The 11,982-nt window shown below is 41.0% G+C and carries 15 protein-coding genes and 4 pseudogenes; 9 read left to right on the top strand and 10 right to left on the bottom strand.

The features are described 5' to 3' along the window. Window positions 1-19: 19 nt before the first annotated feature. The 8 genes and pseudogenes from cas5d to cas3 all read right to left on the bottom strand — a co-directional run bounded on the left by cas5d (window position 20) and on the right by cas3 (window position 3,079). Entirely contained in the window at window positions 20-697 is a 678-nt protein-coding gene (cas5d, locus tag ACYTXL_RS07530; RefSeq protein WP_461924160.1) for a type I-D CRISPR-associated protein Cas5/Csc1, read from the bottom strand. After that, window positions 687-1,148, bottom strand: a pseudogene (gene cas10d, locus ACYTXL_RS07525) (type I-D CRISPR-associated protein Cas10d/Csc3); the annotation flags it as partial. The pseudogene cas10d and the gene cas5d, both read right to left, overlap by 11 nt. Beyond that, window positions 1,126-1,368 carry a hypothetical protein gene (locus ACYTXL_RS07520; RefSeq protein WP_461924159.1) on the bottom strand — a complete coding sequence of 81 codons (243 nt, stop codon included), beginning with the start codon at window positions 1,366-1,368 and terminating at the stop codon, window positions 1,126-1,128. The pseudogene cas10d and the gene ACYTXL_RS07520, both read right to left, overlap by 23 nt. Further along, window positions 1,368-1,748, bottom strand: coding sequence for a DUF5615 family PIN-like protein (locus ACYTXL_RS07515; protein ID WP_461924158.1), 381 nt, complete (start codon window positions 1,746-1,748; stop codon window positions 1,368-1,370). Before ACYTXL_RS07515 ends, ACYTXL_RS07520 begins: the two co-directional genes overlap by 1 nt. Beyond that, a complete protein-coding gene (locus ACYTXL_RS07510; RefSeq protein ID WP_334801628.1) occupies window positions 1,745-2,005 on the bottom strand; it encodes a DUF433 domain-containing protein in 261 nt (86 codons plus the stop codon). The genes ACYTXL_RS07515 and ACYTXL_RS07510 overlap by 4 nt, the downstream gene beginning before the upstream one ends. A 30-nt stretch (window positions 2,006-2,035) precedes the next feature. Continuing rightward, window positions 2,036-2,191 carry a hypothetical protein gene (locus tag ACYTXL_RS07505; RefSeq protein ID WP_461924157.1) on the bottom strand — a complete coding sequence of 52 codons (156 nt, stop codon included), beginning with the start codon at window positions 2,189-2,191 and terminating at the stop codon, window positions 2,036-2,038. A 53-nt stretch (window positions 2,192-2,244) separates the two neighbouring features. Next, on the bottom strand, window positions 2,245-2,763 hold the full coding sequence (locus ACYTXL_RS07500) for a hypothetical protein (RefSeq protein ID WP_461924156.1): 519 nt from the start codon (window positions 2,761-2,763) through the stop codon (window positions 2,245-2,247). A 1-nt stretch (window position 2,764) separates the two neighbouring features. Further along, window positions 2,765-3,079 (bottom strand): type I-D CRISPR-associated helicase Cas3', encoded by a 315-nt coding sequence (cas3, locus tag ACYTXL_RS07495; protein ID WP_461924155.1) that lies wholly within the window; start codon window positions 3,077-3,079, stop codon window positions 2,765-2,767. Here cas3 and ACYTXL_RS07490 point away from each other — a divergent pair. The 5 genes and pseudogenes from ACYTXL_RS07490 to ACYTXL_RS07470 form a co-directional block, all read left to right on the top strand. Continuing rightward, window positions 3,062-3,481 (top strand): annotated as a pseudogene (locus ACYTXL_RS07490) (WYL domain-containing protein); the annotation flags it as partial. The gene cas3 and the pseudogene ACYTXL_RS07490 sit on opposite strands and share 18 nt — an antisense overlap. Window positions 3,482-3,684: 203 nt before the next feature. After that, window positions 3,685-4,136: pseudogene (locus ACYTXL_RS07485) on the top strand (WCX domain-containing protein); the annotation flags it as partial. Window positions 4,137-4,803: 667 nt separating this feature from the next. Continuing rightward, complete coding sequence (locus ACYTXL_RS07480; RefSeq protein ID WP_461924154.1) at window positions 4,804-6,042, top strand: phosphotransferase family protein; 1,239 nt, start codon at window positions 4,804-4,806, stop codon at window positions 6,040-6,042. Beyond that, window positions 5,987-7,180 carry a T3SS effector HopA1 family protein gene (locus ACYTXL_RS07475; RefSeq protein WP_461924153.1) on the top strand — a complete coding sequence of 398 codons (1,194 nt, stop codon included), beginning with the start codon at window positions 5,987-5,989 and terminating at the stop codon, window positions 7,178-7,180. The genes ACYTXL_RS07480 and ACYTXL_RS07475 overlap by 56 nt, the downstream gene beginning before the upstream one ends. A gap of 21 nt (window positions 7,181-7,201) precedes the next feature. Continuing rightward, window positions 7,202-7,351, top strand: a complete 150-nt coding sequence (locus ACYTXL_RS07470; RefSeq protein ID WP_461924152.1) for a hypothetical protein — start codon at window positions 7,202-7,204, stop codon at window positions 7,349-7,351. Here the strand turns inward: ACYTXL_RS07470 and xth are convergent. Next, complete coding sequence (xth, locus tag ACYTXL_RS07465) at window positions 7,348-8,130, bottom strand: exodeoxyribonuclease III (protein WP_461924151.1); 783 nt, start codon at window positions 8,128-8,130, stop codon at window positions 7,348-7,350. The two genes, ACYTXL_RS07470 and xth, sit on opposite strands and share 4 nt — an antisense overlap. Window positions 8,131-8,588: 458 nt before the next feature. Between xth and ACYTXL_RS07460 the strand changes: the two genes are divergently transcribed. From ACYTXL_RS07460 to ACYTXL_RS07445, 4 genes and pseudogenes are all read left to right on the top strand, one after another. Next, a complete protein-coding gene (locus ACYTXL_RS07460; RefSeq protein ID WP_461924150.1) occupies window positions 8,589-9,653 on the top strand; it encodes a glycosyltransferase family 4 protein in 1,065 nt (354 codons plus the stop codon). A gap of 61 nt (window positions 9,654-9,714) precedes the next feature. Next, window positions 9,715-9,900 (top strand): hypothetical protein, encoded by a 186-nt coding sequence (locus tag ACYTXL_RS07455; RefSeq protein ID WP_292796220.1) that lies wholly within the window; start codon window positions 9,715-9,717, stop codon window positions 9,898-9,900. Window positions 9,901-10,150: 250 nt separating this feature from the next. Next, window positions 10,151-11,173 (top strand): zinc-dependent alcohol dehydrogenase, encoded by a 1,023-nt coding sequence (locus ACYTXL_RS07450; protein ID WP_461924194.1) that lies wholly within the window; start codon window positions 10,151-10,153, stop codon window positions 11,171-11,173. Between the two features lie 142 nt (window positions 11,174-11,315). Then, a pseudogene (locus ACYTXL_RS07445) lies at window positions 11,316-11,489 on the top strand (IS1634 family transposase); the annotation flags it as partial. 23 nt (window positions 11,490-11,512) lie between these two features. On the opposite strand, the gene ACYTXL_RS07440 reads toward ACYTXL_RS07445, so the two are convergent. After that, window positions 11,513-11,926, bottom strand: coding sequence for a PAN domain-containing protein (locus ACYTXL_RS07440; RefSeq protein WP_461924149.1), 414 nt, complete (start codon window positions 11,924-11,926; stop codon window positions 11,513-11,515). Window positions 11,927-11,982: the final 56 nt, after the last annotated feature.

The following is an 11,982-nucleotide window of genomic DNA, read 5'->3' as shown; positions in this document are numbered from 1 at the left end:
ATCGGGTTTCGGGAAGTAATTAACCCTTAAAACGATATTCCATGCGAACCGGAAGTTTTAGTTCTTTAATGTCTTCAAATTGATAGTATTGACCTCGCATTTGGACATTCTGAATTAAGCTAACTGGAGGCATATTCACAACATCATAGCTAATAACTTGATTAGTGAACATTACATCTAAAGGATTTAATGGATGTGTACAAATGAATATACCTTCAGTAATTTTAGGTTTCGGTAATTGTTCAACCGTTACTTCAGCCTTGCTCATCCATTTACCCAAGCGAATCCACTTTGATAGTTTGAGTTCTTTTTGGGAAATGACAAAAAACTCAAATTTACTTTCTGGGGCAATTTCTTTTGCTCTACCAAAACTAGGGATGTTTTTCTGTGTTTTCTCCATTTCAACGTGGTAGTTGTTATTAGCATACTTCCAGGTATTGAGGATGGAAGAATGATTGAGCGATCGCGCCGGAGTTACGTAAATTCCTTGTTGATTGAGTGGCGTTAAATGCTCCTCATATTTTGGCACTTGTTCTGGACAAAAGTAGCGATAAGAATCTTCTTCTGCAACGGTAGTAGAGTAGATTTTGCTATCAACTAAACCCAGCGCATAACAGAGAGCGTAATTATGAATTATTGCCTCTGTTTCATACAATCGCCCGATTTCACGACTTGCGTAATAGAGGAGCTTTTTCAAATTTCAAAATAATATCCCCAGCCTCGTCAATTGGCTTGATAATTGCATTAGTTTTTGGTGATTTTCCCTTGCTTTTAGCTCGATAAAAGCTGCGATACAATTTTGTTAATTCCTGAAGTTTCGTCATCTCATCTCCTTCTGGTTCAAAATAGTGATAAAAATCCAAGTATAGGCGAACTTTCGCCATAGGTACAGAATCAATTTTGTCTTGCCTCCGCAACCATTTATTAAGGTAATGGAAGACATAGAGAGGACTGGTTTCTAAATCCCGTGCCAAATCTGCTAATTTTCCCCAATCTGGATCGCCATCCTTTTTATGGTTAACTTCCAAGTGGATGCAGTAAGCAGCAGTCAGAGCATTAAGCGGAGAAAATTGACGCTTTTCTGAACTCCGAGGTAGAATGCTATCTAAACGATAGTTATCTTTTTTAATCAAAGAACGAATTGCTTTTAGCGGTTGATCCTGCTAGCTGTTGAATTAAGTTAGGTAAGACATAATCTGCAAAGTTTTCTAGGATGCGAGCGCCTTCATTTCCTTTTGCCTTTTTTACAGCTTCTTTAAATAAGCGAATAGTGAGAAGTTCGCGTTTGACAGGCAATTCATCATTCTCATCCTTTCCTGAATCAAAATCTGGTACTTCTTCCGGTAAATCATCATTAAATTCGTTCATTAATTTGCTTCCTCGCTTTCAATAGCTTGATATTCGAGTATTTTTACTTGTTGAATAATCCATAATTTACCCGTTACATCTGCGGATTCTAACCCAGTGATTAATGTTTCAATAGCTTCACGCCAATCAGCAAATGTGTAGCGAGAGGGTAGACGAATAATTACAATTCCTGAATAGTTAGAGGGATTATATTTAAGACGATTTCCAAAGCCGCGATCGCAAGTGACTAAACATCTACCCTCACGGCGACAAACATCAATAACTTCAGGATCGGGTGCAGAACTTAAGCCTTGTCCTGGTACTGTCGCAACATCATGTCCCACTAATTGCAATAAAGTTACAACCCGCAAGTCGATATTTTCATCTAGCTTTAATTTCATGCACTTGCTTCTTTTTTTTTGTTCAAAGGCAGTTCCACAAAAACATCCCGCGCCATCTCTGCACCGTAGGCGATACAAGCTAGCACATCTTCTCTTTCTATACTTGGATAAGCTTCAAGAACTTCTTCAATTGTTGTACCACCGGCTAAATAATCCAAAATTAGTGATACCCAAATACGGTGTCCGCGAATGCACGGTTTACCAAAACAAATATTTGGGTCGATCGAAATACGAGAAAGCAAATTATCTTTAGTCATTGGTACTTCTCCAGATTTCGCGTAATTTATCTAAACCAACCCATTCGCCGTTTTTCTTAACCAAGAAACGCAGTGCAGTACTGCATAAGCATTAATGCCTAAAATAATACCTCTTAGGGATTGAAACACTGTTGCCTTCTGATTTCGGGCTAAATTCTTTCTCCTCAAGCTTTTAAGCCAATTCATCTTTGATCCTCCTTTAGCTTATTATTGGCGACTGTAACCCTTTACAGCACTTTCTAACATATCCATCCTTCATCGCCCTTTGGCTTCCAATGCCAAGTTAAGGTTTCCAATAACAGCGCGTCTTGTCCAAAAGTAATGGTATAGCGAGGACTTCTATCCTCTGGCTCGTTGGTGAGAGGGTAAGCTTGAAAATGCATTGGTAGTCCGAGAGTAGCGCGTAAAAAGTTGCGATCGCGGTCTGAAATGAAGCACACTAGTTTACGTCTACTCACAGCATCACTAATTTGGTTGATACCGTAACCGTGTCGTTGGGAAATCTCTAAACCTTGTAGTTCGTGTTGTTTATCTGGTAAAACTTGCACCTTCCCAGATTTAGCTAATTCTCTCAGATTACCTGGATAATAGAAGTGCCAATCTTCCCGCACATCTCGATACCCTTTGAACTTTAAATAACACAAAGCTTTATCAAAGCGAGTAGTAATTACTCCAGCTTTCTCGGCTTTTGCCATAAAGCTATTTTTATCCCATAACTCGAAAAGAAAGTTATTGAGAATGCCAGGAAGATTATACATTTTAAATTTTTGGTTCTATTCCAGCCTTTTGAAAAGAAGTCTTTAGGAATTCGTTAGGTGTAGCAGAAAGAAAGAGGAACTTTTTCTGATAACTACCAGTATGTTTAATCAATAGTATAGTATTGATGACATTGGCTACTTGTGGAGATGAGAAAATATGAAATTCATCATATATAAATAATTTGTACTTTTCATCTATACGTCTGAATAACCTATCAGGATTATCTATTTTTCCTCTCAAGTAGTAAAAATTATGGGTGTAGTGGAAAAGATCAGGATTTGTCAGCAGAATTTCATATTGAGTAGAAAAGGTCAATCTATTACACTGTCGATATCAGAACGTGATAAAGCCGAGCTAGAAGCGATCGCTCGTGAATTCGGTATGATGTGGGGAGAGGAGCCTAACATCTCTAAGTTAATTAAAGCGATCGCTCAACGTAAGTTACTCATCGGTAACAATAACAATTGGAAAGAACCACGCATTAGGGCATTACATAGATGTATCAATGCTTTGACAGACATCGGGCAAATTGAACAAGCCCAAATCATTGCAAACTTACTTCTCGAACGCAGTGAATTATCATTACCGTTACGAGGCGAAATCGAACGTTTCCTAGAGAATTTGCCCCCAGCTTGGCGCTTAGAAATAGACCGCTATATCTTGCGCGAACAGCCCTTTCAGTTATCCTATCAAGATGCTGCGGAGCGTATGTTTAATTGTAAGGATTCAGGTCATACCAAAATGTCTACAATCGTTTCCTGATAATACTTTCCGGGGATTAACTACAAATTTATATTCTCAATAATAATTACGGAACGCCTATATTTCCGTGCATTATTGCGACTAAAGGTATGTTAATAAGCCAAAGTCAATTTTGAAACTATCTCTGTGACTGGGTTTCAAACACCTGAATCCTTACGTTTAATTTTACTGTTCGCCATGCCAAAGTTATACCCCATGAAAAGCGGCAATATCTTGATTGCTGGTGCGAAGAGACAGAAGGGAACTTTGATATACCAGAACTAATTCACAATTGGAGTTTACGATTAGATCGGATTACGGATGCTGCTGTAACTTTAATTTCTGGTGAGTGGCGATCTAATTTGGATGAAATCAAAGTAGAAATGCACTTATTTTCTGGCTTGGCTTTTGCCTATCAAGCTAAACCGAAGACAATATTAATGAGTGGCTACCAGATAAAGCGCGAGTTCGGCGAGTTGTCAGACGAGTATCCAGTACATTTTGGTTCAGTCGTGAAGTGATGCAATATGCGCCAGATTGTGTAGTTATTTTACCTGAGAATGTGCGCGATCGCCTCAAACAAAAACTCCTCACTCTCTGCAATTTATACGATATCGAAACCAGGTCTTAACTCTTTTCCTCTCCGACTCGGAGAGGGACGGTTTTACGTAGTAAAACCAGGGAGAGGTTTCTTATTTGCAACTCCCCTAACATCCTTGACAAAAGTACACTTCCATAAGATGCACTCATGTAGCCTTTATTTGCGATCGCCTCTAGTCATCTACACTTTGTCGGTGACACAAATAACGTTATAACAAGCTTTCTAGACATAAATTTTGAAAATTAAAGAAAAAAATCATCACTAATTGCCTAAAAAGTCCGGTTTTTTTGACTTTGTGATGATAAATAAAAATAATAGCGTTGAATGCCATGCTTCGTACCGCGAAGGATTACTGAAATTCTTCGCTACTTTCAGGATGACTACTGAATATCAAATTTTTGCTGGGGATGCTTCTTTGCCACAAAAAAAGGAGATGGAGCTGTATCAAAAGGCTCTACCACAAAACTTGCTCTAGATGTATTTGTAAAGATGTCACGCTATCTAGGAGCAAATTTTAAAGGAATTGTAAAAGACTTGGTGCCATTTTGGCAGGTTTTTACCCAAAATATGGGATATTAGTAGATTGTAGAAATCTTTATTGTTATTCACACATCAGTTACTATCTACCGAAAGCTGCTAAGACCAAGCAAATTTGACACAGATAAATTTAAGTAATTTATGAAGTAGGAAATAATACATGGTATTATCACTGTCTTCTCATAACGTTATCCAGTATCTGCAAGACGCGGGTCTGTGTAGCTCAGAAGATTGCGCATCAGAGAAATCTGAGTTGCCAGGAAGTAGTAAAAACAATTTCGATTTACTAGTGACTCTAGCAGATAATCGAAAACTGCTCCTTAAACAAGAACGTAACATCAACAATGATGCCCCGCCCCATGAGTTGTTTAAGGAATGGCTGTTTCACCAGTTGCTCCAACAGTTTCCAGTTCTCGGCAATATTTCAGCGCTCGCACCATTAGTAGTGCATTTTGACGAAGAAAACTCTATTCTCGTCCGCAATTATCTGAGTGAATATCGGGAGCTTGCGATATTCTACCACAACAATGAGATTTTTCCACAAGAAATTGCCTCTGCGATCGGCACTACTTTGGCGGGACTCCATCGTGCAACCTTCAACCGCCGAGAATATAAGGATTTTATGGCAACTGCTCCCCAAGGAGAGTTTCGCTATGGCTTTTACAATCCGGCGCAAGGGGTAGGGTCAATTGAGCCGGAGATTTTTGGGAGTGTTCCCACGGATGCACTTAAATTCTATGTTCTCTATCAACAGTACGAGAGTTTGGAATCAGCGATCGCAGATTTGGCATCTAACTGGAATCCTTGCTGTTTGACTCATAACGACCTGAAATTAAACAATATTTTGGTTCATTCCAGGTGGGAGAAACTAGACAATTGCCTAGTACGACTAATTGATTGGTCAGCTTGTGCTTGGGGAGATCCAGCTTTTGATTTAGGGACTTTACTAGCAAGCTATTTAGGAATTTGGCTCAATAGTCTGGTAGTAGACCCCACCATTGAGTTAGAAGAATCTCTACATCTGGCGTTGACACCTTTGGAGATTTTACAACCTTCAATTATTGCCCTAATTAGGTCTTATATAACTGCTTTTCCGATGATTTTGTCATACCGCAGTGACTTTATTTTGCGTGTTATCCAGTTTGCGGGGCTGGCACTAGTTCATCAAATTCAGGAGATGATTACCTACCGGAAATACTTTAATAATGCTGAAATCTGTATGCTCGAAGTAGCTAAAAGTTTACTCACTCTGCCGGAGCAAGCTGTGCTGACTATTTTCGGGATATCAGAGTCAGAAATCCTCAATCCTATAGCAAAAATCTATAAACTTCCTCAACCTGTAAATGAGCCGCAGTTACTTCGCCTTTATTACGAAAAAACTCGGCTTCGCGGTTGTTAATGGCAAGGAGCAGAACAATTTGAAGAAGAATACAGAATTCAAAATACAGAATTCAGAAACCACTATCAATCAACCGCTAATTTCTCTATTGGACATTGCGAATAATATCCAAATTGAGTCAAATTTTTGTATTTCCCATCCCAATTATCAACCCTTTGCTCTGCCGAGTAAAATAGCCGATAGATTTCAGCACAATTCTGTAGATTTACAACAGAAGTATCTCGCTCTCCTGCTGCGAAATTTTCTCTATGGAATCTATTACAATGGTTCGCTACAAAGTACTTTGGCAGTCAATATTGATAGTACTACTCGCCCGCCAAAGTATAATTTAGCAGATAATTCCATTTTGGAGATTGATTGGAACTTTTACGAGCAATTGCACGCTAGTAATCACGGCATAGGTTACTTTGACCCTCAATGGCAGGTGTTGCGGAAAGAACCTGATGGGACTATGGCGGTGACTAAAGGCGGTTTAACACTTTATGTTGAGCGAGACTGCTATTTAAAATCCAGCAATAAATCTACCAAAGTGGGTGAGACGGTAGCAATCTGGATGCCCAAAAATCGACTGCAAAATGGCTGTTACTTGGCAGTTAGTAATGTCGGACAAGAACGCCAGAGCAACCCCGATGGTGATTTGGGAGCAGGGCGAATTTACTTTAACTTTACGGCATCTGGTGCGATCGCGCTCATGGAAAGCTTGACACTGCAATTGAACGCAGCCTCGATTCCCTTTAGCTTTCAGGTTCTTCACAACCCTTCTGCATACGGACGCTATGATTCGGGGCTACTTTACTTTGAACTCCCCGACTATCCAGCAATCCGCGCAATCCTTCAGGCTATTTATCCAGAAAATCAATCCCATTTCCAGCCCGAAATTCCCTTGTTTACCAAATTTTTAGCACCGGGGTTAGGTTTAGCTGAGGAACCAATCCAAAAATTTGCAGCACAAGAAAGTTTTGGGATGAACCGTTGCCAAATTGTCGCTAATGCTTTATTAGAAGCTTGGCAAAAAGGTAAGAATGCGATGGAGGAACGGATGAGGGTTATTGAGCAACACTTTACGCTACACCTAATAGATTTGCAGCGTCCTTATCTTAATCCCAATTCTAAAGATATATATTACCCCCTAAATTAATGGGGAGTGGGGAGTGGGGGAGTGGGGGATGTAGCTTTAGCTTCCCGCAGGGTGGGAGATGAGGGGGATGAGGGGGATGAGGGAAAAAGAAGTAATGCAATGCCCAATACTTCTCTACGAGAGGCTGCGCCAACGACTTCGCTCAGTACAAGTGCCCAATGCCCCATTTAAAATTCCACAATCACCGGCACATGGTCGCTGGGTTGGGTTAATTTTCTGGGTGCGACATCAATGATGCAACTTTTAGCACGTTCATATAGCACGGGTGTAAGATAGTGATGGTCAATCCGCCAACCTAAATTGCGACGGAAGGCGGCGGCGCGATAATCCCACCAGCTATAATTTCCGCCTTCTGTGGTGAATTTGCGAAAAGCATCAGCAAATCCCAGTGTCACAATAGCCCGTAAAGCTTGGCGCTCTGCTTCTGTTGCCATAATGTGATTTTCTGTACTCACTTGCTCGTGAATATCCTTATCTTCCGGTGCGATGTTGAAGTCTCCGGACACACTAATTGCAGGTTCCGACAGCACCAGCAAGCGCAAATACTCGTGTAGTGCTGTCAACCAGCGTAGTTTGTATTCGTATTTTTCAGTTCCGACTGCTGCGCCATTGGGAACATATAAGTTCACAATCCGAACACCATCAATTACACCCGTAATCACCCGCTTTTGCTCATCCCATTCGTGGTGTAAATCTGGCAAAATCGCCCGAAACCCGCTACTTACGTCTAAGAGTGGCTGGCGGCTAATCAGGGCTACGCCGTTATAAGATTTTTGTCCTGATATATAAAAGTTATAGCCTAACTGCTCAAAAGGCGATCGCGGAAACTCGGCATCCACAACTTTGGTTTCTTGCAAACAGAGAACATCAACAGGATTCAGGGTTAACCAATCGATAACCTGTTCAAGGCGAGTGCGAATTGAGTTAACATTCCAAGTAGCGATTTTCATTCGTTAGTTATCAAAATTTTTGTAAATTACTAATTACATTTGTGTAATTTTTGTACAATTACTTAATACTTATAATTTCTGTTGAGTTTCCCAATTACCTTTAAAGGAAGCTTTAATGACTTGATCCCATTGCATAATTTAGTGTCGTCAGCTACAAAGTCTTCAAGTTTGTCAGTTGTGATACAAAATATTCTCCCTCATTATGATCCCCAAGACAGATGTAACAAGTAATAGATTAGCGATACGGTTAGAAGTGTAGCTCATGGTTGACTTTTGCCGATAGTCGTTTAGATTTGTCGGTAGAGAATTTGCCTTCCGCTTAACCATTGTTGCGCTTTTGGTAGCCTGTTAGGTTAACTTAAATGTCAAAAGAGTAAATACAAATCCTCTTTCCTCATAATATAATGCTGTTGCTCATTATATAGAGGACAATTTCAGAGACTGAACCAAAACAACTTATGAAAATCGCTCAAGTTGCCCCCTTATGGGAAAGGGTTCCACCTCATAGTTATGGAGGAATCGAACTGGTAGTGAGTCGCTTGACTGATGAACTTGTTCGTCGCGGTCATGAGGTAACTTTATTTGCCTCTGGCGATTCTCAAACTTTGGCTGACTTAGAAGCAGTTTATCCGCGTGCATTGCGCTTAGACCCAAATGTGAAAGAGTATGCAGTGTACGAAATGCTGGAACTAAGCCAAGTTTACCAAGGTGCTGCCCAATTCGATATTATCCATTCTCATGTAGGGATTTCGGCATTAGCTTTAGCGAGTTTGATAACAGCAACTTCTACAGTCCACACCCTGCACGGTAACTTTACAACAGATAACCGTCACGCATTTAGCTACCACCAAAAGCAACCCTACGTCAGCATTAGTAATTCTCAGCGCCAAATTGATCTTAATTATATTGGCACTGTTTATAACGGAATTGAGCTAGCAGATTACCCATTCGTAGCCCAACCGTCAGAACCTCCATATTTGGCCTTTTTAGGCCGTTTTTCACCAGACAAAGGGCCACAACATGCGATCGCCATTGCTAAAGAGAGTGGTTGGCGCTTGAAGATGGCAGGAAAGGTTGATTTAGCAGACTCGAAGTTTTTTGAACAAGAGATTGCCCCCCTGATAGATGGTCAGCAAATTGAATATCTAGGCGAAATTAATCACGCCGAAAAGACTGAACTTCTGGGCAATGCTGCCATAACTCTTTTCCCCATTAACTGGCAAGAACCTTTTGGCTTAGTAATGATTGAATCAATGGCAACTGGTACACCAGTGATTGCCATGAATTTAGGCTCTGTACCTGAAGTGATTGCCCATAATAAAACAGGTTTTATCTGCAAAAGCTATACAGAAATGGCGGCAATGATTCCACTAGCTTTGGAACTCAATCGTCAAAACTGTCGAAAATATGTGGAGAACAAGTTTAGCGTTAGCCAAATGGTTAACGGCTACGAAGCTGTTTACAGACAAATTATTAAAGACCGCATAGAATCAAATGGCTGCATTCGTGCTGCCAAAATCTAGTTTTAATCAACTGCTTTTTTATCCAGCTTAAACAACAACTTTTTTTAACGAGGACATTGGTATGAATACGAGAGCCAACACCTGCTTATGTTGCGGTGGTCCCCTCCTGCGTCATGCCCGTCATGGTGAACTATATTGGTTTTGCCTGTCGTGCCGACAAGAAGTACCGCTATTAACGGTTACTCGCTTGCCGAATGTGGAAACCCGGAATACTGGAGTGGTTCCGCAACCAGCAGTGAATAGCTAGTTTTTCGACATATAAAGCCTACTATAGCAGTCTGCTTTGATTTTTGTTAGCGCAGCGTGGCGTAGCCATAATTATTTGCGTAGAGAGGGAGTGGGCTTGCCGTGAGCGTAGCCGAATGGGAAGAAGCCTTTTCGAGGTGTACTGATTTTTTTCAAAAATTCAAATACGAGTCCTATAGAAATCGAGTTTACATTTATCAATTAGCTCCAACTGATAAAATCGGATGGAGTTAATTGATAGGTTTAAAGTTTTGTTAGCAGCGTTACTTTATGGTCAAGAAGATTTACGCCTAGAAGAGGTTGCTGACCCTACTCCAGCGGCTGGCGAAATTGTGATCCAGGTGGGGGCAGCAACAACTTGTGGTACAGATTTGAAAGTCTGGCGACGTGGTGGTCATGCCAAAATGCTGATACCGCCGACGCTGTTTGGTCATGAAGCTGCTGGGCGAATTGTTGCCTTGGGTGCAGGTGTGACTGGTTGGCAAATAGGCGATCGCATTGTCGCTAATAATTCCGCCCCCTGCTACCGGTGCTTTTTTTGTCAACGCCAAGAATATTCCTTATGTCCGAACCTGACGTGGAATAACGGGACTTTTGCGGAATACCTGAAAATCCCCGCAGCGATAGTACAGCATAATTTGTTGCAAATTCCTGATGAGTTGCCGTGGGAATTGGCAGCGATGACGGAACCCTTAGCTTGTGTGTTGCATGGTGTAGCGCGTTCTGACATCAAAGCCAAAGATCAAGTAGTCGTCTTAGGAGATGGGGCAATTGGGCTGATGTTTGTGGCGGCGTTGAGTGCGAAAGCTGAGGTTTTGCTGTGGGGAGGTAATAACCACAGACTAGAAATTGGTCAGAAATTGGGTGCAACTCAGACCTTTAATTATCATCAAATCTCGGATATTCCCAGTATGGTGAAAGAACTCACCCAAGGATGGGGCGCAGATGTAGTGATTGAAGCAACTGGTGTACCAAGTGTTTGGGAAACTGCGATCGCCTGTGCCCGTCCTGGTGCAACAGTCAACTTATTCGGTGGATGTCCACGGGATACCAGCATTACCGTCAATACAGAACAGCTACACTACAGCGAACTTACCATCAAAGGTGTGTTTCATAATACACCAAAGTATGTACGGCAGGCGCTTGCATTGATTGCTAGTCGCAAAATTCCTTTGGAGTTACTTATTAGTGAACAGCGATCGTTAAAAGATTTAGAACAGGTGTTTTATGATATGAAGGTGCGTCAGGTGATTAAGGTAGCGATGATTCCTTAGTTTTTTACCCTGAAAGGCAGGAGGTAAGTTCTTTTATTATGGGTAATTTGGCGGACATGATATAACTAAACTCTAACTGCTCTGGTTAAATTTTCGTTACATACTTATAAATTTTCCCGCCGACTTACTTATACAAATCATTATATTGTGTGAGTATAAGGCTCAACAATCTACTGAAGGGGGTTTTCGTTTTCTCAAAGACCCACTATTTTTTTCTTCCAGCGTTTTCCTTAACTCTGCTGAACGGGTGGCAGCATTAACGATGGTGATGGGTCTGTGTTTATTGGTTTACAGTTTAGGACAAAGGGCAGTAAAATGCGATCGCACCGCACTTTTAGCTTACAATTTCACACCGGATACACAGCCTGAATCTGGTGTTGATGCTGGTGCTGCATTTTTTAACCAACAAACAGCATTACTACCTTGTACTCCTGGGCGAACATAAGTATAAGCACTACAGTTGCTATCATTAATACAAGACTGCTGGCAAATTGAAGCGAATCCATCGGTCGCAAAAGATGTGTAATCGCTACCTCCTCTATTTCTACCAAATTCAGCCGTTACGACATAACGTGGAATAGTGGTTGAGAGTGGACTCGTTTGAGCTGTGGCAGGTTGAGCCAATGGTGTGAAGTTTACAATCGTACTAAAACCTAAAATCAGTAAAAGCGCCAACCCAAAAAATATAATATTTTTTGGGAAAACAAAAATTTTCTTTGCATATTGCCAAGCCGCGACCATTTTTAATTTCATAAATCTCTCCTGGTTGCACAGTATTATTCTCAGCTGTGTACAATACAGCTATTTGC

Source organism: Nostoc sp. (assembly GCF_054880495.1).
This window is presented reverse-complemented; position numbering and strand designations above follow the sequence as displayed.

What these genes read in the sequence shown, in the direction of transcription:
- ACYTXL_RS07520 (WP_461924159.1), bottom strand. Translation starts at nt 1,368, where the DNA reads ATGAACGAATTTAATGATGATTTACCGGAAGAAGTACCAGATTTTGAT.
- ACYTXL_RS07515 (WP_461924158.1), bottom strand. Translation starts at nt 1,748, where the DNA reads ATGAAATTAAAGCTAGATGAAAATATCGACTTGCGGGTTGTAACTTTA.
- ACYTXL_RS07510 (WP_334801628.1), bottom strand. Translation starts at nt 2,005, where the DNA reads ATGACTAAAGATAATTTGCTTTCTCGTATTTCGATCGACCCAAATATT.
- ACYTXL_RS07505 (WP_461924157.1), bottom strand. Translation starts at nt 2,191, where the DNA reads ATGAATTGGCTTAAAAGCTTGAGGAGAAAGAATTTAGCCCGAAATCAG.
- ACYTXL_RS07500 (WP_461924156.1), bottom strand. Translation starts at nt 2,763, where the DNA reads ATGTATAATCTTCCTGGCATTCTCAATAACTTTCTTTTCGAGTTATGG.
- ACYTXL_RS07480 (WP_461924154.1), top strand. Translation starts at nt 4,804, where the DNA reads ATGGTATTATCACTGTCTTCTCATAACGTTATCCAGTATCTGCAAGAC.
- ACYTXL_RS07475 (WP_461924153.1), top strand. Translation starts at nt 5,987, where the DNA reads ATGAGCCGCAGTTACTTCGCCTTTATTACGAAAAAACTCGGCTTCGCG.
- xth (WP_461924151.1), bottom strand. Translation starts at nt 8,130, where the DNA reads ATGAAAATCGCTACTTGGAATGTTAACTCAATTCGCACTCGCCTTGAA.
- ACYTXL_RS07460 (WP_461924150.1), top strand. Translation starts at nt 8,589, where the DNA reads ATGAAAATCGCTCAAGTTGCCCCCTTATGGGAAAGGGTTCCACCTCAT.
- ACYTXL_RS07455 (WP_292796220.1), top strand. Translation starts at nt 9,715, where the DNA reads ATGAATACGAGAGCCAACACCTGCTTATGTTGCGGTGGTCCCCTCCTG.
- ACYTXL_RS07440 (WP_461924149.1), bottom strand. Translation starts at nt 11,926, where the DNA reads ATGAAATTAAAAATGGTCGCGGCTTGGCAATATGCAAAGAAAATTTTT.